The organism is Nocardia sp. NPDC127579 (genome assembly GCF_042672005.1).
In the GTDB taxonomy this organism is placed as follows: domain Bacteria; phylum Actinomycetota; class Actinomycetes; order Mycobacteriales; family Mycobacteriaceae; genus Nocardia.
Genome location: NZ_JBHXVZ010000014.1, coordinates 1 through 20,830, shown reverse-complemented (window position 1 = coordinate 20,830; position 20,830 = coordinate 1). Strand labels below are relative to the sequence as shown.

General features: G+C 65.2%; 15 protein-coding genes and 1 pseudogene. 10 read left to right on the top strand and 6 right to left on the bottom strand.

All coding sequences use genetic code 11. The features are described from left to right. The first annotated feature begins 11 nt into the window (after positions 1-11). Positions 12-932: an NAD-dependent epimerase/dehydratase family protein gene (locus ACFVMC_RS31830; protein ID WP_379216480.1), complete on the top strand. Its 921-nt coding sequence runs from the start codon at positions 12-14 to the stop codon at positions 930-932. 131 nt (positions 933-1,063) lie between these two features. On the opposite strand, the gene ACFVMC_RS31825 is transcribed toward ACFVMC_RS31830, so the two are convergent. Continuing rightward, entirely contained in the window at positions 1,064-2,026 is a 963-nt protein-coding gene (locus ACFVMC_RS31825; RefSeq protein ID WP_379216478.1) for a MaoC family dehydratase N-terminal domain-containing protein, read from the bottom strand. A 753-nt stretch (positions 2,027-2,779) separates the two neighbouring features. Between ACFVMC_RS31825 and ACFVMC_RS31820 the strand changes: the two genes are divergently transcribed. Beyond that, on the top strand, positions 2,780-3,040 hold the full coding sequence (locus ACFVMC_RS31820; RefSeq protein WP_379216477.1) for a hypothetical protein: 261 nt from the start codon (positions 2,780-2,782) through the stop codon (positions 3,038-3,040). 285 nt (positions 3,041-3,325) lie between these two features. Further along, complete coding sequence (locus ACFVMC_RS31815) at positions 3,326-3,895, top strand: TetR/AcrR family transcriptional regulator (protein ID WP_379216475.1); 570 nt, start codon at positions 3,326-3,328, stop codon at positions 3,893-3,895. A gap of 370 nt (positions 3,896-4,265) precedes the next feature. On the opposite strand, the gene ACFVMC_RS31810 is transcribed toward ACFVMC_RS31815, so the two are convergent. Continuing rightward, complete coding sequence (locus ACFVMC_RS31810) at positions 4,266-4,985, bottom strand: PucR family transcriptional regulator (protein WP_379216473.1); 720 nt, start codon at positions 4,983-4,985, stop codon at positions 4,266-4,268. Positions 4,986-5,310: 325 nt separating this feature from the next. Here ACFVMC_RS31810 and ACFVMC_RS31805 point away from each other — a divergent pair, with 325 nt between their 5' ends. Next, positions 5,311-6,018, top strand: a complete 708-nt coding sequence (locus ACFVMC_RS31805) for a TetR/AcrR family transcriptional regulator (RefSeq protein WP_379216471.1) — start codon at positions 5,311-5,313, stop codon at positions 6,016-6,018. Positions 6,019-6,036: 18 nt separating this feature from the next. Here ACFVMC_RS31805 and ACFVMC_RS31800 read toward each other — a convergent pair whose 3' ends face one another. The 3 genes from ACFVMC_RS31800 to ACFVMC_RS31790 form a co-directional block, all read right to left on the bottom strand. Beyond that, entirely contained in the window at positions 6,037-7,251 is a 1,215-nt protein-coding gene (locus ACFVMC_RS31800; protein ID WP_379216469.1) for an oxygenase MpaB family protein, read from the bottom strand. A gap of 115 nt (positions 7,252-7,366) precedes the next feature. Continuing rightward, positions 7,367-8,551, bottom strand: a complete 1,185-nt coding sequence (locus ACFVMC_RS31795) for a PucR family transcriptional regulator (protein WP_379216467.1) — start codon at positions 8,549-8,551, stop codon at positions 7,367-7,369. Positions 8,552-9,092: 541 nt separating this feature from the next. After that, positions 9,093-10,325 carry a PucR family transcriptional regulator gene (locus tag ACFVMC_RS31790; protein WP_379216466.1) on the bottom strand — a complete coding sequence of 411 codons (1,233 nt, stop codon included), beginning with the start codon at positions 10,323-10,325 and terminating at the stop codon, positions 9,093-9,095. A gap of 340 nt (positions 10,326-10,665) precedes the next feature. On the opposite strand from ACFVMC_RS31790, the gene ACFVMC_RS31785 reads away from it, so the two are divergent. The 6 genes from ACFVMC_RS31785 (at position 10,666) to ACFVMC_RS31760 (ending at position 20,502) form a co-directional block, all read left to right on the top strand. Continuing rightward, the gene (locus ACFVMC_RS31785; RefSeq protein WP_379216464.1) at positions 10,666-11,877 is read left to right on the top strand and encodes an oxygenase MpaB family protein; all 1,212 of its coding nucleotides are present in this window, start codon (positions 10,666-10,668) and stop codon (positions 11,875-11,877) included. Between the two features lie 32 nt (positions 11,878-11,909). Next, entirely contained in the window at positions 11,910-13,742 is a 1,833-nt protein-coding gene (locus ACFVMC_RS31780; RefSeq protein ID WP_379216462.1) for an acyl-CoA dehydrogenase, read from the top strand. 39 nt (positions 13,743-13,781) lie between these two features. Next, the gene (locus ACFVMC_RS31775) at positions 13,782-14,801 is read left to right on the top strand and encodes an NAD(P)H-dependent flavin oxidoreductase (protein WP_379216461.1); all 1,020 of its coding nucleotides are present in this window, start codon (positions 13,782-13,784) and stop codon (positions 14,799-14,801) included. Beyond that, positions 14,798-16,168 carry a hydroxysqualene dehydroxylase HpnE gene (hpnE, locus tag ACFVMC_RS31770; RefSeq protein WP_379216459.1) on the top strand — a complete coding sequence of 457 codons (1,371 nt, stop codon included), beginning with the start codon at positions 14,798-14,800 and terminating at the stop codon, positions 16,166-16,168. Before ACFVMC_RS31775 ends, hpnE begins: the two co-directional genes overlap by 4 nt. Before the next feature lie 205 nt (positions 16,169-16,373). Further along, positions 16,374-18,428 (top strand): AMP-binding protein, encoded by a 2,055-nt coding sequence (locus ACFVMC_RS31765; protein WP_379216457.1) that lies wholly within the window; start codon positions 16,374-16,376, stop codon positions 18,426-18,428. Positions 18,429-18,453: 25 nt separating this feature from the next. Further along, a complete protein-coding gene (locus ACFVMC_RS31760; RefSeq protein ID WP_379216455.1) occupies positions 18,454-20,502 on the top strand; it encodes an AMP-binding protein in 2,049 nt (682 codons plus the stop codon). On the opposite strand, the pseudogene ACFVMC_RS31755 reads toward ACFVMC_RS31760, so the two are convergent. Then, positions 20,495-20,830, bottom strand: a pseudogene (locus ACFVMC_RS31755) (esterase family protein); the annotation flags it as partial. The gene ACFVMC_RS31760 and the pseudogene ACFVMC_RS31755 sit on opposite strands and share 8 nt — an antisense overlap.

The window sequence follows — 20,830 nt, the reverse complement described above, 5'->3', positions numbered from 1 at the left end:
GAGGAGACCCCATGCAGACCGTCCTCGGCGCCGGCGGGCCGATCGCCGACGAGCTGGTCAACGAGCTCTACCGCAACTACACCCGGGATATTCGCCTCGTCAGCCGCGAACCGTCACCGGTCAACGACACCGACGAACTCGTGGCTGCGGACCTCACCGATGCCCAGGCGACCCGCCGTGCCGTCGCGGGCAGTGAGATCGCCTACCTCACCGTCGGACTGCCCCTGAACTCGCAGCTGTGGGAGCGCCGATTCCCCGTCATCATGCGCAATGTCATCGATGCCTGCGCCGAACACGGGACCAAGCTCGTCTTCTTCGACAACACCTACATGTATCCCGCGACGCCGACGCCCCAAGTCGAGTCGACAACATTCGCATCGAACGGTCGCAAGGGACGCGTCCGCGGGACGATCGCCACCATGCTGCTCGAGGCCATCCGGGCCGACCGGGTCCAGGGCCTCATCGGCCGCGCGCCCGAGTTCTACGGGCCCGGCTCGACCAAGAGCTACACCAATTCACTGGTGTTCGACCGGATCAAAGCGGGCAAGCGGCCATTCATCCCGGTGAACGCCCACACCGTGCGCTCCCTGATCTGGACCCCCGACGCGAGCCGGGCGCTGGCCCGGCTCGGCAACACCCCCGATGCCTACGGTCAGACCTGGCACCTGCCGGTCGACCCGAACCGGCAGTCCTACGCCCAGCTCGTCGAGATCGCCGGTGCGGTCACCGGTCGCAAGATCAGCTACACCGTGCTGCCGATGCTTGCGTTCCGCCTCGGACGACACTTCGTCGACACGCTCGACGAGATGTACGAGTTGCTCGGTCGCTATCGCGATGACAACATCTTCGACAGCTCGAAGTTCTCGACCCGCTTCCCCGACTTCCAGGTCACCACCTATCGGGAAGGGGTCGAGCGGATCCTCATCGACTGACCGGACGGCTACCGCCGACGCGGTGGACGGCGGCAGAGAAGGCAGTCCGCCGAGGTCCTCGGGGTGGCCGCAGGGCGGGGCGCCAGCCCGCCACCGGCGACGTCGAGTAGTCCGTTGTCCGATCCGGGTAGTCAGCCGATGCCGACTTCGGCGAAGGCGTTCACCAGGAGATTTCGGCCGCCGCACCGTGCTTCGATCGCAATATCGACCGCGTCACGTCCCGGTTTCGAGGCGGTAATCCGGCCGCCGAATCGGATCGGCGCGCCGCCCCGATCCGCGCCGCGGGTTCGGTAGTGGCTGAACTCCGCTCGGTAGGTCGTGACGGCATCGGGGCGTCCGACAAGTGAGGTGATGTACCCGCTCGCCAAGGCCATCCGCAGCAGGCCGGGCGTGGTGCCGATCGAGAATTGTCGCGGGAACGGGTCGTCGGAGACTTCGGTGCCCACCAGCCGATCGTAGTCGCGTATATCGGCGGGGCGGAGAGTGGTAATCCGGTGCGGGAGAACAGCGTTCGCGGTTAGGTCTGCGATATCGCCACGCGCTCGCCAGGATGGCTCGCTTCCGGCATGCGAGATGTCGGAGTGGGTCAGCGCATCGTCGGTCTCCATGAACGTGGCGCGAGGATCCGAAACAGGCGATCTGATCGGATGGGCGATGCCGGTCGACGAGATCAACGTACTGGTGGCGGACTGCACCACGAGCCCGTCCTGGTCGGACAGTATCGCTGTGAGAACCACCATGTCGTATTCCAGGCATCGCTCGAGCATCTCGACATGGATGTCGGCGGTGAGGATGTCGCCGACCCTCAGGAGGCGTCCGAGCCGAAGCGTCTGGCCCACATGGAGGGTCCGTGCGGGGCCGCGGTGGCCGGTGAGACTGTTGACCACTGCGCGCTGTAGTGGGAGCCAGGCGAGGGCGCCGAAAACCGGTGGCGCCACCAAAGTCGGGAAGCCGTGGTGCTCGGCGGAGGAGACCGACTGATGCGCTGGGTGCTGGTTGTGCGTCACGCGGGCGAAACGCTGGATGTTCGGTGCTGTTACGAGATACCGGCGGGTGCCTCGGTAGCGGTGCCCGACGGCGGGTGGAGCTTTCATGTCGGGTTCCGCGGTATGTGCGCGCATATCGGCTCCTGGGCGAATGGTTCCATGTTCGGGCTGGTGGCCGCTACGATGGTCGCCTGATTCGAATGTGTAATACGTTGTATCGGAACAGATATGGAAATTGCACGGCGAAATCGTCGATCGGATTGTGTGACTCGCCGATCAGCGCCACAGCCGACAGAGCGGTAGTGCGGCGGTGACCGGTGCGACGGTGAGATCGTTATGCCGTGCCGAGCCTCGCACCCGGTATTCCGCACGAATTGGAGTATCCACAAGAATTCGAGACGCGTTCTGTAGGAGCCTCCATTTATTGCGTCGATCTTCGAGCTATTACTGTTCCGCGCGGTTCGGGGTATTCGATCGGCGGATATCGAGTAGTCGCTCGATTCCGTCGCCGGTGCACGCTGTCACCTCGCCCGGCGGGCCCGGCCGCTCCGAACAGGCTCGGTCCGCGGTGGCCTGTGAGGCTGCCCAGCGGTTCCGTTCCGATCGTCGTGCACGGTCCAAGAGTCACGATCGCGATTCGAGGACGATCGCGGTCGGCCGTACAGTCGATGGTGCGTGTCGCCGGGGGGCGCGCGTCGATCACCTCGAAGCGGACGAGCCTGCCCGGTTGGTCACACCCGGCGGTGGAACTGCCCAGGAGCGCATGGAAGTGAGGACACCCTGGAGATCGAGCGCGGTGAAGGCCGGTGGGGCGGGAGCGGTGCCGGACCACTTCACGAAATCAACGACGAACATGCGGCGGTGCTGGCACTGGGCCTCGAATTGGCGACCGATTCCGCAGAGCGCGTAAATGATTCGTACGAATCGGCCATGACCGAGTTGATGGCCGCCGGATTGGCCTGTGCGCGTGCCGGTGTCGCGATCGAAGAGGTGCGGTCGGCGGTCCGGGACGGGATTCGTGGGTGTTCGGGCAGGTCTGCGACCTCGGACGGGTTGGAAGCGGACTTGCTCGCGACGGTCACCGAAGCCTACCTGGCGGAGCAAAGCCAGCCGACACGGTAGGACACCGCAATCGACCGTTCGGCGGTTCGCGGAACTGTCCGCCAGGATCGGAGGGCCGAGTAAGCGGCCGGGCCGACGGAGCGACCGGATCAGGGGTGGTAGGCCGGCGCCGGAAGCATCTGCCGGAACAACGAGCCGCCGAGTTCGTCTCGAAATTTCGAGTCGGGCATGACCCCTATTTCCGGCCGAGTCGATGAATTCTGGTGCGCGAGAACAAGGTGCGCCGAGTCGACGAAAGTTTATGCAGAATGTACCTTATTGGACATGCTGCGGGCGCGAGACGAATTGGACGAGAAGATCCTCGATGCGGCTCTCCAGCGAATTCTGCAGGTCGGAATTCGCCGGAGCAGTCTGGACGACATCGCACGACGATCGGGTATCAACCGGGTAACGATCTACCGGCGCTTCGCGGCCAAGGAGAATCTGATCGATGCGGTGTTCGGCCGTGAGATCGAGCGAATCCTCGCCGAGACTGCTGCGATCGCGGCGCGAGCGGACACCGCGGAGGGGCAGATCGAAGAGACGGTCGTCTACATCCTCGGTCTCACGCAGACCCATCCGTTCGCGACGCAGCTGTTGGAGGTCTCTCCCGAGGAAGCCTTGAACTTCTATACCGTGCGAGGCGAGGAGTTGGTGTCGGCGGGCATCACCTTCATCGTGAGCGTTCTCGAAGCCGCTCAGGAACACGGAACCGTCGACCGTTATGACCCACGGCCGGTAGCGGAGCTGGTTGCGCGGCTGGCGCATTCGCTTCTCCTCACGCCGCGGGGCGGTGTGGATTTCGGTGATCCGAAGGCCGCTCGGGAATTCGTGCGGACGGTGATCGTGCCACTGATGGCACACGGCTTGAGGTAGAAGCTGAGTAGACATGATGCACGTCCTGTCGCAGTCGCGGCTGCATCGGTTGGTCGTGCGGTCGCTTCGGACGCCGCAGGAGTCGTCGAGTTTGTGTGGTCGCGACGCCGGAGACCGCTCGAGACGCACGATCGACTTCATCGCCGAGATGCTGACGCGGGCGCAGAGCGCGGGAGCGATCGATGATTACGATCCGCTTCCGGTCGCAGAATGTGTTGCCCGCCTTGTGCATTCGGTAATGCTGACGCCCAGTGCCGGAGTGGACGGCAGGTCGCGTGACGGGCGCCGAATTTCGCCGAGTGGGGCCAGGTCCGCGCTGTGTGCGCGTGCTGACTCGTATGGCCGCACGGCGGGAATTCCCGTTGTGTGGTCAGTCGGTGTGCGCTGATCCGTAGGCGTCGGCGATCACGGCGGAATGCAGGCACCACAGGTCCGCGGGGCGATACGGATCAAGTCCGGTGATTTCCTTGATGCGCCGCAGGCGGTAGTCCACAGTGTTGGTGTGGACGCTGAGGGCTCGGGCGGTGATCTGCCGATGCCAATCGGAACTCACGTAGTGTCGAAGCGTATTCAGCAGGTCGGGGTGCTGGTGGACAGGCTGTAGCAGTGCGAGAAGGTAATTCAGCACGGGGCCGGGACGGGTCACCTGGTATTCGAAAGCCAGGTCGGCAAAGCGGTAGAGCTTCGGCTGGTAACCCAGTCGTTGCACGATATGCAGCAGTTCGTGCGCGAGGTCGGTGCTGGCGGCGATCTGCGCCGGGGTCGTCGAGACTACGGTGGCGGTGACCGGTACCCCGGCGGCCCGGGTCATCCGATCGAGGAGCTCGGCGGGGATCGCCTCGCGGGCAGGCGCTTCGGGGATCAGGACGGTACCTCCGCCGAGTCCGAGCAGCGGCAGTATGTCCGGTCCGGCGAGTTCGCGGAGTACGGCGGTCACTCGACCGGGGCGTCCCCGTACGCTCATCGACTCGTGCTCGGTCGGGTTCGCCGGCTTCGGTGTTCCCGGAAAAGCGACGCCGAGCACCGAGTAGGACTCGGCGATCGGAATGCCTGCCGTGCGCGCAACGATCTCGGCGTTCTCCCCGCTCACGAGCAGTGACGCGAGAGTTGTCTCTATGTCGTGGGCTTCTCCGGTCGCTGCCCCCAGTTGTCGCAGATAGGCGACGACGTCCGGTGGGATGGCCGGACGGCCGCGTTCGACGGCAGGGCGAGACCGCACTCTCTGCGGTGCTGAAGGTGCCGCCGTCGTGGGCTTGAGATATGACGTTTCGCTACCCATTGGGTGCCCCTGTCCTCAGGTACGGGCGTTGTCGCGCTTCTGATCAACATAGCCGGAATGCAACAGAGCATCAATACTTGGTTCATTGGAATGCGCGGGTTTTGCCCCAAAGAAACGTGGTCTGTACCTTTGATGCATGCTGCGGACACCGGACGAGTTGGATGAGAAGATCCTGGATGCGGCGCTTCAGCGGATCCTCCAGGTAGGAATTCGACGTAGCAGTTTGGACGACATTGCCCGCCGATCGGGCGTCAACCGGGTGACGATCTATCGACGGTTCGCGGGTAAGGAAAACCTGATCGATGCCGTGCTCTCCCGGGAGATTCAGCGGATTCTGCTCGAGGCGACCGCGATCGCCGCACGCGCCCGGAGTGCGGAAGAGCAGATCGAGGAGACCGTGGTCTATATCCTCGAGCTGACCCAAACCCATCCGTTCGTCACCCAATTGCTCGACGTGGCGCCCGAGGAGACATTGAGCTTCTACACGGTGCGCGGTGAGGAACTGGTCTCCCAGGGCATCAGTTACATCGTCGGCGTCCTGGAGGCCGCGCAGAAGCACGGCACCGTCGATCCGTATGACCCGCGGCCGATTGCGGAATTGGTGGCACGCCTCGCGCACTCACTCATGCTGACGCCCAAGGCCGGTGTCGATTTCTCGGATCCAGTAGCCGCACGTACCTTCGTGCGCGCGGCGATCGTGCCCTTGATGACGCATGGACTGAAGCCGGTCGAGCCGATACCGGTCAAGGAGGGCAAATCGGGGCGTGCGCCTCGGAAGACGGCGAAACCACGGACGGCGCAAGCGAAATCGCGCCGATCCGAATCCCGGGACTCGAAGACCTGACAGAGCGGGCCCGCGCACTCAGGCGGCGCTGTGCAGATGTTGGACGGCGGCTCCGATGGCGACTTCGTCGGAGCCGATCAGTTTGCGTAGGAAGGTTTCCTGCTGCCTCCGGCCGCGCGCCGCGGCCCGGTCCAGGCCGCCGGGGAAACGTGCCTGGACGCTGCGCGACAGATTGACTGGAATCCGGAGTAGCGGGTACCAGGGCAGTGTGTTGCCGGGAAGGCCGAGCTCGCGCATCGATGATCGGCCCAGGAACATGGTCGCGATGGAGAGGTGCTGGGAACGAGCCAGGCGTCCGCGCAGCGTGGCCATATTGGGATAGTGCCAACCGCGCGGGTCGTCGCCCATCGGGACCGCGAGTTGCGGAGTGGTTTCGTCCGGGTTCGTGATAGCGGTCAGGCTGTGGTAGACGATTCGCACCCCGTCGCGGAATCCACGCGGCAGGCGCTGCTCTTCCACGCCCATCAACCAGCCCGTGTAGCGCGCGAGGTGCGCGGCGTCTTCCAGCTCGCTTCTCCTCGGCACCATGCCCATCGCCAATGCGCCGACGAACGGAGCGATCAACGCACCGACGAGGGTCGCCGCCATATCGGTCTGATTGATCGGCAGTCCCCATTCCGCGGCGCGCCAGTTCGGAAGCGCGGCGACATGGCGCCGGACAATGGCGTGTATCAGTCGAACGTGCAGGGTGGATCGGTAGCCCCGGCCGAAGCGGGCCATGCCGTCGTCGGAGCTGACGTCCAACGCCCACTGCAGCGTCTCCGCGAACCGGCGGGCCGGCCCCTTTTCCAGTGCGCCGGTGCAGAGGAGTGTCTTGTTGAAGCCGGAGGCGAGATAGCCGCCGAGAAACGACACATCGCGGGCGATGTAGAGCCCGTCGGCGCCGCCGGAGCGAAACACGCGTTCACCACGGTGCACCCGCGCGGGATCGAGCCACGTCGGTGGTGTTTCGACATGGAGGAAGAACTGGCGCAATGGTTCCGGTGCCTCCGGCACACTGACGATGCCGTCGCGCAATGCGCTGTCGAACATCGGCCGGACCGAATCCATGCCTTCGGAATACATCCATTCGACGAGCTCGTCCATGCGTGGGTCACCGATGGTGAGCCCTGCACCGAGAAGCTGCCATTCGGCGGTGGTGGGTTTGCCGATCCCGAGAATCCGTGCGACCGGGCGGATACCCGGAGCGCGGACCGGTGACTGCGGATGACGTGTTGGGATGGGCTGGTTCATCGCCGCTCTCCTTCGAGCATCGAGGTCAGAGATTCAGATTTGGTTGCTTTGATTCAGCGCGCTCAGCCTGTCGCGATCCGGCCCGCCCCATTTGCCTGTGGCCTGCGCGGCCAGGTCAGTCGGTGATCCGGCGGTAAGCGCGGACGATCAGCGCGGATCGCAGATGCCAGATTCCGCCCTGTTGTGCTGGATTGTGGCCGGTGAGTTCCTCGATCCGACGCAATCGGTAGTCGATGGTATTGCGGTGCAAGTCCAGCAGCTGAGCCGTTTGCTGTCGGTTGAGGTTGGTGTCGATGAACAGTTGGAGCGTGTGCAGCAGATCCTGATGTGCTTCGAGCGGCTCGATGAGCGAGGCGAGTCCGTCGTTGGCGTGGCCCGGCCGGGTCAGCTGGAATTCGAGGGCTAGATCGGAGAAGCGGTACAGCCGGCTCGGATATCGCAGCCGTTGTGCTACGTCGAGCAATTCGTGTGCTCGGTCTGCTGTGTCGCGAACTCGATCGCGGTCGCTGTAGAGCACGATCGCGAGTATGGGCGTCTGTGCGGCCACGGACAGTTCGGCGACGAAGTTGTCGAGTTCGGCATCGGTGCGCGGTGTCGCGGGAATCAGGATGGTGCCGCCGTGTGCGCCGAGTATTTCGAACGCCCGATGGCCGGTTTGTTCGCTGAGCGCCGCCCGGAGTCGCTGCAGGTGCTCTGTTTTCGCCGATGCCGGATCCGGCAGGTCGGTGTCGTCGGTCGCGTGAGTGATCGCTACCGCCAGAACCGCGTAGGTGTCAGCCAGTTCGAGGCCGGCCGGCGGTGCGCTCCTGTGCCCTGGGGTGAGGGAAACGGCAACAGCCGACAGAGGTCTCGGCGGGCGCCCGGCGTCGGCGTGGGTTTCCGCGACGAAGATCTCCGAAACCGCCGTGGTGATCGCGGCATGCACCCGCAACAGCCGTTGAGTGGAGGCGATGAGTGCACGGGGGTTGGCGCTTGGGGCTTCCGCTGCGGCGGAATCGATAGCCTCGTCGATGGCTTGTTTGATCGCGCGATGCACGACGGCGATCGAGATGCCCTGCTGTGCCCAGGCTTTGGCGTTGTGACGGAACAATTCCAGGCTGGTGGACGGATTGCTTGTGGCAGCGTCGGCATGCCGAGCCAGGCCGATGACGAGTTCGGAGCATGCGCGGATGATCGAGCTGGTCGTCGAGGCGATCGGCAGGCGGGCCGCTTCCGATCCGTGAACCCCTTGCCGCATGACATCCGGGGTGATGGTGGCTGGGAGATGGGGTCGGACTCGGACGTCGGCGGTGACGTTCATGGCTGCTCCAATCGGCTGTCGGTTGGCCTGGCGCGTGGGGTGTCACGCGCTGCGATCGGCCGGAGGTCCACGGGCGTCGATGCGGGCCTGTGGGGCTGGCCTCCTGCGCGGCTTCCGTTCTTGCTTCGGGATGTGAATCACAATAGCGTCGATGTGACAATGCATCAATACTTGATGCACTGTAAGCCGATGTAGTCGGGGTTGATACATTGTTGCTCGATCGGCTCGAGGAGTGAAGCGCGAGTGAACAATTGGCGTTATTTGTTGCGGCCGGGGTGGCCTTACAGACGCTTGTGCAGTCACTGCGAAGACGAGTCGCAGATCGACGCGACCCGGGATGCCGTACGCGGCCCGGATCCGGTTCGGCGGCTGTTCACCCCCGGCCCGGGACGACAACTCGGTCGGCATCGTCGCGGGTATCCATGTCCGCGTGATCACCGAATGGCGAGCGGATCCGATGGTCGGGTACACGCAGGTGATGTCACCGACTTGGGGGCCGGCTCGGCTCGCACACGGGAGCGGGCTGCCTGGGCGAGGTGCGTCAACCTGCCCGATAGCTGCGGGCAACCATTGCCGAGCGCAGGTGCCACAGGCCGGTCGCGAGCGCGGGGTCGAATCCGGTGAGCTGTCCGATTCTCTTGAGGCGATAGTCGACGGTATTGGCGTGTACGTGCATCAGTCGTGCCGTGCGTTGGCGGTTGAGGTTGTTCCCGATATGGATCTGCAGTGTTTGGAGTAGTTCGGGATGGTCGTCGAGCGGATCGAGCAATGCGCCGAGTTCCTCTCGTCCCGGGCCGGGGCGAGTGAGCTGATATTCGAGGGCGAGGTTGTCGAGCTGATACAAGCCCGGCTCGAAGTCGAGTCGACGCACGACATCCAGCAGTTCGCGGGCCTGTTCCGCGGCGGTGGGTATATCGTGCGCGGCCGCCGACACCAGTGCTGCGGTGCCTGGAACATCGACCACGCGAGCTGCTTCCGTCAGGTGTGCCGCAAGGTCGCCCTCGGTGTTCCGCCACGTCGGAACGAGGATTATGCCGCTGTCCACGGCCAAGAGAGACAGGGCCTGGCCCCGGCATCGCCGCGCCAGTTCGGTTCGTAGCCGGTGCAGTCGCCGCCGTACCGACAGTGGATCTTCGGCTGCCCGGCGGCGACCGACGGGGTGGGTCGCGATCGTCAGTGCCACGACGTGATACGAATCAGCCACGGTAACTCCGCATTCTCGGGCCATTGTGGCGGTGCCGAGGCCGTTGAGCAATGCGGACGCGAGTCCGTGCAGGGCGGCGTCCTGGTCACCCGTCGCGGTCTGGAGTTCGGCGAGATAGGCCGATGAAACCGTGGAGGTGACCTGGTTCAGAACATCGCCGACGAGCTTGGCCGCGCCGATCAGTTCATCTACGTTCGACGCCACAGTGTGACTTGCGGGATTTCGGTGTGCCGCGCTGGACGCGAGGAGCTCGAAACCGGCCTGGAATCCCTCGTGCACGGCCTGGTGGATGATGTCGAGGCCGATACCTTCGCGGGCCCATCGCGCGGCCGCGGAATGCAGGCGATTTGTCTTGGCGGGAATATCCTTGCCGTCGAGCATCGCCACCGCGAGATCGAGACAGGTTCTGGTGATGGCGCCGATGTCGCTGCGGCGTGGATTCCCGGGCAGGTCGGCATCTCCGAAGCGGTCGGCCATGTGTCGTGCCAGATTTCGTACGTTCTGGAGGGCGGACGACATGTCGGCCGGGGGACTTCCGCGTCCCGGTCTGGCCGAATAATCGGCGGACATCAACGGCTCCTCACCATCCCCTGATCTGTGTCTCGGGGATCACAGAACGGTAACCGATCGTTCGAAGTGCGCGATCGAGTTCCCGCGGAACTGTGAGTTTGCCGCACGGCCGCACGCGAAGTTGTTGTATCCGTTCACAGCCCACTCTGCGCTGGGGTGATTCCCAGCGAAATGCGCTACGCGCCCGGGGTATTCGACTCCGGCGGTAGCCGGGCGGGGCGTGCGAACGGATGGTTGACCCAATGTAACAGACGCTGTATCTTTGGTGCATCTCGCAGGTAGTCGTACCTATTCGAACGTGTGGTCACTCGTTGGCCGTTTCGCCAGAGAGGGCATCGCAATGAAATCGAAAGTGCCGCTCCGTCATCCCGACGTCCCGCGCCCGATCCCCGGCATCGACACTCTCGCCTCGCTGTTGCGACTCCGGGAGCCGTCGCGGGAGCAGTGGGCCGAGCTGGGGGAAGCGCTGGTGATCGGTGACGAGCCGATGGATCGGCTGGTTGCCTGGATGATCGAAACCGGGCTCGACCGGACTCGCAGCTTGTTCGAGGAGGCACTGAGCCGGGGGGTCGAGACCGTCCCGGAGGCGCCGGAACCATTGCGTGAGTTCTTCGCCCAGGTGCAGACACCCCCGGACTGGCTGGATCGTGACAAGATCCGCCACGGTGCCCAGGTTTATCGGATAGGGGGCGTCGACGGGCTCTACCTCGCGCGCGACGTAGCCTTTCTCGGTGGATACCTGGCCTCCGGGTTCAACAAAACGCTGATACGCACCGGTGCGCTGGAGAAAGGGCCGGCGCAGCGATTCGCGGAAACGCTGCAATGGGCCCTCGATGTGACCTCGGATGCAGGACTCGAACCCTGGGGGCGCGGCTATCGTTCAACGCTGCGAGTTCGGCTCATCCACGCCCTGGTTCGCACACATGTAGCGGCACTGCCGGATTGGGATTCGGACCGGTGGGGACTGCCGATCAATCAAACGGATATGGCGGCGACACTGATCGGCGCGCTGATGGTCCCGTTCCTGGGGGCATTTCCCATGGGCATCGTTCCCGCGGCGCGAGACCTGGAGTCGGCGGCCCACCTGACCCGATACGTCGGCTGGCTGATCGGGGTCGAGGAGAGATTCCTGCCGAACGGGTTTCGAGATTCCGTCCGGCTGCTGAACCATACGCTGGCCGCTATCACCAATCCGGACGAGACCACCCGCCAACTCGCCCTGCCGATGGGTGACGATCCGCTGAACTGGCATTATCAGCGATTATCCGGAGTCCGTGGCCGAGTTGCGCGGTCGCGTCATCTGTCGATCGCGACCACGTTCCTGGGGCCGAAGGCAATGCGGCGGTTGGGCTTACCGGCCCACCTGCCCTGGTATCCGATGGTGCGAGCACCGGTCAATGCCGGGCGCTCGACACTCGTGCGCGCTCTGCCCGGAGCCGCGGAGTTCTTCGCCGCGCGTGGCCGGCGCGCACAGGAGGGATTCCTGCGAACCCTGATCGGTGCCGATTCCGCCGTAATCGGCGAGTCGGTATCCGCGATCCGACCGAACTGAACGAATTCGACCAAGCAGTGGTGGAGCAGCCTGTGAGTCACTTCAAGACCAACCTTCGTGATCTCGAATTCAACCTGTTCGACGTCCTCGGCATAGGAGATCTACTCGACGCGGGAGCGTACGGGTCCATGGACCGCGCGACCGCGCTGTACATTCTCCAGGAGGCCATGGCGCTGGCCGAGGGCCCGGTGGCGGCCTCCTATGTCGCCGCCGATCGTGATCCGGTGCAGTTCGACCAGTTGAACGGCGTTGTGGTCGTGCCCGATCCGCTGCGCAAGTCGGTCACGGCGTTGCAGGACGGTGGCTGGACGGCACTGGGCATGCCGCCCGGGATGGGCGGAATGGTGGCGCCCGCGCCGCTGCACTGGGCGGTCCAGGAAATGCTGATGGCGGCCAATAGGAACGCGCACTTCTTCAATCTCGGTCCGATGCTGCATACGGTGCTGTATCTCGAGGGCAGCGCGATTCAGCGACGCTGGGCCCAGCATTCCTGGGAAAGCCGTTGGGGCGCAACGATGGTGCTGACCGAGCCGGAGGCGGGGTCCGATGTGGGGTTGTGCCGGACCGAGGCCGTTGCACAGGCCGACGGGACCTGGCATCTGCGCGGTGTCAAACGTTTCATCTCCGGTGGGGATCTGGGGGAGACGGCCGACAATATCATGCATCTGGTGCTGGCTCGTCCGGCCGGAGCGAAAGCGGGAACAAAAGGATTGTCGCTGTTCGTCGTTCCGAAATTCCTCTTTCATCCGCACACGATGGACATCACTTTTCGCAATGGTGTCCGGGTCACCGGTGTGGAGCACAAGATGGGTATCAGGTCCGCGCCGACCTGTGAACTGACCTTCGGCGCCGAGCAGCCGGCGGTCGGCTATCTGGTCGGCGACACGCATAATGGCATCGCTCAGATGTTTCGGGCGATTCAGGCCGCGCGGATGAGCGTCGGTGCCATGGCGACCGGCACCCTGTCCTCGGGCTACCTGCACGCACTCGAATACGCGAAGAGCCGGACGCAGGGCCCGGACATGCGGTTCATCACCGATAAGGCAGCGCCCCGGGTGACCATCGCGCACCACCCGTCGGTCCGGCGCGGTCTCATGCTGCAGAAGGCGTACGCGGAGGGACTGCGCGCGCTCTACCTGTACTGCGCGGCCTATCAGGATCCGGTGCTGGCGCTGCGACGGTTCGGTGTCGAAGCCGCGCTGGCGGAGCGGGTCAGCGAGTTGTTGCTTCCGATCGTCAAAGGCGTTGCCTCGGAACGAGCATACGAGATGCTGGGCCACTCGATGCAGGTGCTCGGCGGGTCCGGGTACCTCACGGACTATCCGCTGGAACAGTATGTGCGCGATACCCGAGTCGACTCGATGTACGAGGGCACGACCGCGATTCAGGCGCAGGACTTCTTCTTCCGCAAGCTGATGCGCGACGGCGGGGAAGCCCTGCGGCATGTGACCGGGCTGGTCGGGCGCTTCGCCTACACCGACCGGGCCGGGGGCCGGCTTCGAGCCGAACAGCAACTGCTCGGCACGGCCCTCGTCGAGTTCACCGCCATGACAACCGCATTGAGCAAATACCTACTGGAATCGGTCAACGCCGATCAGGACATCTACAAGGTGGGCCTGGCGCTGGAGCCGTTCCTGTTCGCCACCGGTGACCTGATCATCGGGTGGCGGTTACTGGAGCAGGCCGAGATCGCCCTGGCGGCCTCGGAGCGAACGTCGCCGGCCGACAAGGAGCACTTCTACCAGGGAAAAGTCGCCGTAGCCAGGTGGTTCGCCAAGAACCGGCTGCCGCTGCTCGGTGCGGTTCGCCAGATCATCGAAACCGCCGACACCGACATCATGCGACTCAGCGAATCCGCGTTCTGAGCTGAATCGACATCTGCGATCAAGGAAGCAGGCAAATTCATGTTCCACACTCGTTTCACCGAGCTATTCGGAGTCGAGCACCCGATTGTCATGGGCGGCATGATGTGGGTCGGTCGCGCCGAACTCGTCGCCGCCGTCGCCGAGGCCGGCGCGCTGGGTTTTCTCACCGCGCTCACCCAGCCGACACCGGAGGATCTGGCAGTCGAGATCGAGCGGACGCGGGAGCTGACCGACAAACCGTTCGGGGTCAATCTCACCATTCTGCCTGCGATAAAACCGCCGCCGTACGAGCGCTACGCACAGGTGATCGTCGACTCCGGTGTGCCGGTGGTGGAGACGGCGGGCAGCAACCCGGAACCGTTCCTGCCGGTGTTCAAAGCGGCGGGGATCAAGGTCATCCATAAATGCACCAGCGTCCGGCACGCGGTGAAGGCACAGCGGGTCGGAGTCGACTGCGTCTCGATCGACGGCTTCGAATGCGCTGGTCACCCCGGCGAGGACGACGTGCCCGGCCTGATCCTGATCCGCGCCGCGGCACGTGCCCTGACCATTCCGATCATCGCCTCGGGCGGTATCGCCGACGGCGCCGGGCTGGTGGCGGCGCTCGCGCTCGGTGCGGATGGGGTGAATATGGGCACCAGATTCATGTGTACGCAAGAGGCGCCGATCCACCACAGGATCAAGCAACAGATCGTCGGCAACTCCGAACTCGATACCCGGCTGATTCTGCGTACGCTGCACAACACCGCTCGCGTGGCCAACAACGCGGTGAGCCGCAAGGTGATCGAGATCGAAGCCGCGGGTGGCGAATTCGAGGATGTCCGCGAACTGGTCATGGGTGTTCGTGGCCGCCAGGCGATGGCGGAAGGTGACATCGACGGCGGTATCTGGACGGCGGGGCAGGTGCAGGGCCTGATCGACGACATCCCGACGTGCGCCGAGGTGATAGCCCGCATGGTATGTGAGGCGGCGGAACTGGTCGGTTGCGATCTGATCCGGATGATCGACGGCATGGGTGCCACGCTGCACTCCGCTGATCTGGTGCGAGGTGTGAAATGATGCAGGGCAACGATTCTCGACGCTATGTGGTGATCGGCGGCGGTTTGGCCGGTTTGGCTTCAGCGGTGTGGCTGGCCGAGGCGGGTAAACAGGTGACGCTGCTGGAGCGCCGTGCCCGGCTGGGTGGCCGGACACAGGCGATGCGGGTCGGGGAGGTCGACGATCTGGCCGACAACGGTCAGCATGTGGTCGCGAGCGGCTACAGCAATCTGTTTCGCTACCTGAAAAGTGTTGGTACCGACCACTATCTGCACTATCCGCACTGCGGCACCCTGCGTTGGCCGGGCGGTCGTGCGGTGATCATGCACACCAAGGGCCTGCGGGCGCTGCCGACATTGATGGGTGCGCATCCCGATGCCTCGCCGGGCGAACGGCTGCGTGCGGCCCGGGCCACGATGCGTTTGGGGTGGCAGGCGTTGTTCCAGCCCGCGGATCTCGCCGACCTGAGCACCGACCAGTGGTTGCGCCGGGTCGGCATGCCTGCCAAAGCGCGTGAGGCACTGTGGGATTGGCTTGCGCTGGGGATCGCGGCCGAGCCGGTGGAGCGTGGATCGGCGAAGGTGTTCGCGGATGTCATGGCGACCGGTCTGCGCGGAGGGATGAAGAAGCGCCGCGGGTCGACCATCGGCTATCCGACAGTCGATCTGGACACGTTGTATATCACCGGGGCTCAGCGGGTCTTCGAGGAACGCGGTGTCGACGTGCGGCATCGTGCGGTCGCGCGTCGAATTCTGCTCGAAGACGGCAGAGTCAAGGGGGTCCTGCTCGCGGACGGCAGCGAGATAGCGGCCGATGCGGTCGTCTGCGCCGTCCCCAATTCCAGTGTGCGCGGACTGCTCGACGATCTGCCGGAACATGCCGAAATCTATGCTGCCGCAGACAAACTCGGCCATACACCGATCGTCAGCACGAACCTGTATCTCGATCGACCTTTGTCGACGAAGGCGGCGATGGAGGCTATCATCGGCGGCCGCGGGGTGATCGACGAAGTGTTCGACCGGCAGCGGATGCACCTTCGCCCACCCAATGGGACGTGGCTGTACTGCCTGACCACCAGTGGCGCCTACGAGCAGATCCACCGCAGCAATGACGAGATCATTGCCGAGCAGATGGATTTGATCCGCCGCTACTATCCGGAAGCCGTCGAGGCGAAGCTCGTGCATGCGCATGTGGTGAAGATGCCGAGGGCAACGTTCTCTCAGGTCGTCGGCACCGCCGGACTGCGCCCCGAACAACGCACGTCGGTGCCGGGCCTGGTGCTGGCCGGCGACTGGACCCGCACCGATTGGTCGGCGACGATGGAGAGCGCCGCACAGAGTGCCGCGAAGGCCGTGGACCTGCTGCTGGAGTTGCCGCCCAAGTACTGAACATGCGACTGGGCAAGGGTCCGCGGGTGGTTACCCGCGGACCCTTTTCTGTGGGCCATCTCTCCGTGACCACCGACAGGCGCGAACCCGTTCACCGCTGGCATTTTTCCAATGCCGTGGCGATCGGGCATCCACGTGCCGCCGGGGCTCGTAGCGTCCGAGGTGATCGTGCGGCACAGGGGCCGGGTCGATGGGAGCGGATGCCGTGGTTACCGAGATTATCGAGCACGTCTACGAGCTGCCGGTGGGGCGGCGCGCGCTGTGGCGGGCGTTGACGGACCCCATGACCTACTCGCGACTGTTCGGTGGGATCGGCGGCTGCGAGTACGTGGCGGGTGGGGACTCGCCACTGCTGCTGTTCCGCATCGGTGCCGATTCCTGTGGAATCCGAGATGTTCGCGTGCGACTCATCGTCGGGCGCCGGCACGAGAAGCTGGAACTGTACTGCCCGGATCCGGGGAGTCTGGCCGCGATTCGCCTGCGCGGCCAGAACCACGAAACAAGTGTGGTGGTAACTATTTTCGCGCCGGGCCGGGTGCACCCGGCGATAGCGCGGGCCACCAACACCGCGGTGATCGCCTGGGTCGGCGATGGATTGCGCCGGGTCGCCGAACGTTGTCGCAAGGCGCCGAGTTCGGTGGTCGAAGGGGAAGCGACCACGGTCCCGCGGCGACAGATCGCGGTGGCCGCGCAACTGATCGCGACCGGTGTAGTTCGCCCGCACCGCGTCGGACTCGGTGTGAAACAGCTGGTACAGCTCGGGAAATGGGGTCTCGGCCTGGCCGGCGGATACGCCGCCGCGGCAGCGTGCGCACCGACTCGACCCGCAGTGGTATGCGGCCCGCACACCCGCGACTTCGCGGCACTACACGCTCGCACCGACTCGATCGCCCGGGCTCTGACCGATGCGGGGCTCGATGGCCGGCACACGGCCGCGGTGCTGGCGCGCAATCACGTCGGGATGATCGAGGTCATGGTCGCTGCCTGCAAGGCGGGCATGGATCTCGTACTGCTGAACGGCGGGATGGCCGGACGGCAGGTCGAGGCGATCACGCAGCGGGAGCGCCTGTCCGCGGTGTTCGTCGAGAGCGAGTTCGTGGAAACGGTCCGCTACCTCCCGGACGATGTCCTGCGGATCGGCATCGGCTCGGTCGCGGACTGCACGAGCATCGACGGTCTCGCCGAGCGCGATCCGGGAACCGCTGCCCGGCCGGCCCGCACCGGCCGCATGATCGTGCTCACCTCGGGAACCAGCGGAAGTCCCAAGTGTGCGCGGCGGCCGCATCCGCGCAGTCTGGACGCTGTGGCCTCGGTGCTGTCGGAGATCCCGATGGCGATGGAGGAGACCATCCTGATCGCCTCGCCACTGTTCCATACCTGGGGGCTGGGGATGTTGCAGCTCAGCACCGCGCTTCGGGCCACCGTGGTGCTCGAGCCGCGGTTCGATGCCGAGCAGTGTCTGCGGACGATCGCCGACCAGCGTGTCGACACCCTGGTCGTGGTGCCCACGATGGTGCAGAGGCTGATCGAGCTGGCACCGGAGATCCGGTCTCGTTACGACACTTCGTCATTGCGGGTCGTCGCGTGCGGAGGTGCGCCGCTGTCCGGTGCGACGGCACTGCGATTCTTGGATATTTTCGGCGACATCCTCTACAACGTCTACGGCTCGACCGAAGTGTCCTGGGCGACGATCGCGACACCGCAGGATCTGCGCTGTGCTCCGGCAACCGTCGGCCGCCCACCGGTCGGTACCCGGATTGCGGTCCTCGGGCCGGATCTACGGCCGGTGCCGGTCGGTGCGGTGGGGCGGGTCTTCGTCGCGAACCAGCTGCTTTTCGACGGGTATGTCAACGCGCCACCACCGATGGTGGCCGATGGCATGCTCGACACCGGTGACAACGGATATGTCGACGTGGCCGGGCGGCTGTTCCTTACCGGCCGCAGCGACGAGATGGTCATCTCCGGCGGCGAGAAGTTCTTCCCGCGCCCGGTGCAGGAGGCGCTCGAGTATCTGCCTCAGGTCCGTGAGGCAGCGGTCGTCGGCGTCCCCGATCCGGACTTCGGTCAGCGCCTGGCAGCATTCGTCGTCACTCGCGAAGGTGCGGGCCTGGACGCACAGATGATCCGCGACTATCTCCGACATCGTCTGGGCCGGGTCGCGGTGCCGCGCGATGTCTCGTTCCTGAGTGCGCTGCCGCGCGGCGCGACCGGCAAGGTCATACCGCGCTTTCTCACGGTGCCGGACGCACGGACTCGGTGACCGAAGGATCGGGTGGGCTCCGCGCATGGTCTCCGAGATTGTGGAAGTCGTCGAGGAATACCTGATTCCCCGGCACGCGCTCTGGCGGATCCTGATCGATCCCCGGATCTACCCGAGACTGTTTGCGGGTATCGGGGCATGTGAGCAGGTGTCGGTGGCCGGGGACCATCCCGTGTTCGCCTTGCGGGTAGGTACACCCGCACTCGGGATCGATGCGGTGTGGGCGCAGTTGGCAGTCGGGCGCAAATACGAGAGTTTCGAGTTGCGGACACAGCAGCCGGACTGCTTCGTTACGGTGGGTCTGCGTGGCACGGGGGCGAATACCCGTGTCACGGTGGTGTTCTATGCGGCCGACCCGAACCATCCGCTGCTGCGCGGGCTCACCAAGAAGTCTGTGACACGGTGGGCCAGAGCGGGACTCGACCGAATCGCCGACTACGCCGTCTGGGAGCCGACCGCGGTGGTGGTGAACCACCGCCGAACGCGGCTCATGCAAGGTATCGAAATCGCCGGGCGAGTGCTCGGAACCGGAATCGTGAGCTCTCGGCCGGATCGTGCGCTGCGCCAGAGCCTGAGACTCGTCTGCCAGGGATTCACACCGAGCGGCGGATTCGCAGTGGCCGCGGCCCGGTCGCCCGATCGCCTTGCCCTCGTCGACCACTGGGGCGCGTGCAGCTATGCGGGAATCGATCGGCGCGCCCGCACACTGGCGTGTGCGCTCTCGCGGCTCGGATTCGGTCGCCGTGACACCTTCGGGCTGCTGGCCCGCAATCACATCGAGACGGTCGAATGCCTGGTTGCCGCAGGACGACTCGGAGCGGACGTCGTGCTGCTCGATGCCGGGCTGTCACCACGGCGAATCGCGCAGATCGCCGCCAGGGGCGGCCTGTCGGCGGTATTCGTCGACGGCGACCTGGAAGCGCTCGTTTCCGAGGTGCACCCGGATGTCGTGGTTTTCAGCACCGACGGAGCGTCGAGTGTGCCCGGACGTGTCGCGGTAGAGGACATGATCGTGGCCGGGCGCAAGCGATCACGTGCGCCGCGCCGCTCCGGCCGGATCGTCGTACTGACCTCGGGCAGCGGGGATAGTCCGAAAGGCGCGTGGCGGTCGCGGTCGAAGGGGTTCGCAGCGGTTGCGGCGATCCGGTCGCGGATACCGTTTCGGACCGGCGAGACGATGTTGATCACCGTACCGCTCACACACAGCTGGGGGCTGGTGGCGCTCCAGGCGGGTGTCGCGCTGCGTGCCACGATCGTGCTGCCGGATTTCGCCGATGCCGAGGAGTGCTTGCGACAGATCGCCATCCAGGGCGTGACGGTTCTCGTCACCGCGCCGGCGATGCTGCGAGCACTGCTGGACCTGCCGGTGGAAGTGCTCACCCGTTACGACATTTCGAGCCTGCGCATGGTGGTCAGCTGTGGCGCGCCGCTGGCCGGTGCGACCGTGCTCCGCTTCCTGGGGGTGTTCGGTGACATTCTCTACAACGTGTACGGCTCGACCGAAGCGTCGGTGGTGTCGGTCGCCGATCCCGTCGACCTGCGAATATCGCCGGAGACGGTGGGCAAGCCGCCTCGCGGCACGACGGTGGCGGCGCTCGGCCCGGACCGGCAGCCGGTGCCGATCGGTGCGGTCGGACGGATCTTCGTGCGCAATCACTGGCTGTTCGACGGCTACGTCGATGCGGTGCCGCCGGATGACTGCGATGGCCTGTTGGATACCGGCGACCTGGGGTATTTGGATGTCTCCGGGCGGCTGTTCCTGCTCGGCCGGGCCGACGAGACGATTCGTGCCCGGGGCGGCACAGTCTTCGCGCGCCCGATCGAGGAAGCACTGGAGATGCTCCCGCAGGTCCGCGAGGCGGCAGTGCTCGGCATCCCCGATGACGACCTCGGGCAACGCCTGACCGCGTTCGTGGTCTGCGGGGGTGGTTTGGACCCGGAGGCCATCCGTCACTATCTTCGCCACCGCCTGGGCCGCCGATTCGTGCCGCACGAGGTGAACTTCCTCAACGCGTTGCCGCGCAGCGGAACCGGGACGGTCCTCAAGCGCCTGCTGGCCGCGTCGATCAGTTGATCAGAGCCGCTTCGAGGATCGGCCAGGACTTGTGCAGGTCCTCACGCCAGTAGCCCCAGGCGTGGGTGCCCTCGGGGCGGTAGTCGATGGTGGCGGGAATGTTCAACTCCCGCAATCGATCACCGAGTTGACGCGTACAGGCCGCGACGACGGCCTCCATGGGCGCACCGATGAGCAGTTGCCACATCAATTGCACGGGGTCGCCGCCGACCGCCGCCACGGTGTCGAGATGTCCCGGGGTGCCGTTTCCGGTGCTGATGTAGAGGGTGGTGCCGCGGAGTTGTTCGGCGTGGAGGTAGGGGTCTTTGGTGGTCCAGGTGGGGTCGGT

Bases quoted from the DNA above. Each gene is read 5' to 3' on its own strand.
- ACFVMC_RS31830 (WP_379216480.1), top strand. From the start codon at position 12: ATGCAGACCGTCCTCGGCGCCGGCGGGCCGATCGCCGACGAGCTGGTC.
- ACFVMC_RS31760 (WP_379216455.1), top strand. From the start codon at position 18,454: ATGGTCTCCGAGATTGTGGAAGTCGTCGAGGAATACCTGATTCCCCGG.
- ACFVMC_RS31790 (WP_379216466.1), bottom strand. From the start codon at position 10,325: ATGTCCGCCGATTATTCGGCCAGACCGGGACGCGGAAGTCCCCCGGCC.
- hpnE (WP_379216459.1), top strand. From the start codon at position 14,798: ATGATGCAGGGCAACGATTCTCGACGCTATGTGGTGATCGGCGGCGGT.
- ACFVMC_RS31785 (WP_379216464.1), top strand. From the start codon at position 10,666: ATGAAATCGAAAGTGCCGCTCCGTCATCCCGACGTCCCGCGCCCGATC.
- ACFVMC_RS31825 (WP_379216478.1), bottom strand. From the start codon at position 2,026: ATGAAAGCTCCACCCGCCGTCGGGCACCGCTACCGAGGCACCCGCCGG.
- ACFVMC_RS31795 (WP_379216467.1), bottom strand. From the start codon at position 8,551: ATGAACGTCACCGCCGACGTCCGAGTCCGACCCCATCTCCCAGCCACC.
- ACFVMC_RS31800 (WP_379216469.1), bottom strand. From the start codon at position 7,251: ATGAACCAGCCCATCCCAACACGTCATCCGCAGTCACCGGTCCGCGCT.
- ACFVMC_RS31805 (WP_379216471.1), top strand. From the start codon at position 5,311: ATGCTGCGGACACCGGACGAGTTGGATGAGAAGATCCTGGATGCGGCG.
- ACFVMC_RS31775 (WP_379216461.1), top strand. From the start codon at position 13,782: ATGTTCCACACTCGTTTCACCGAGCTATTCGGAGTCGAGCACCCGATT.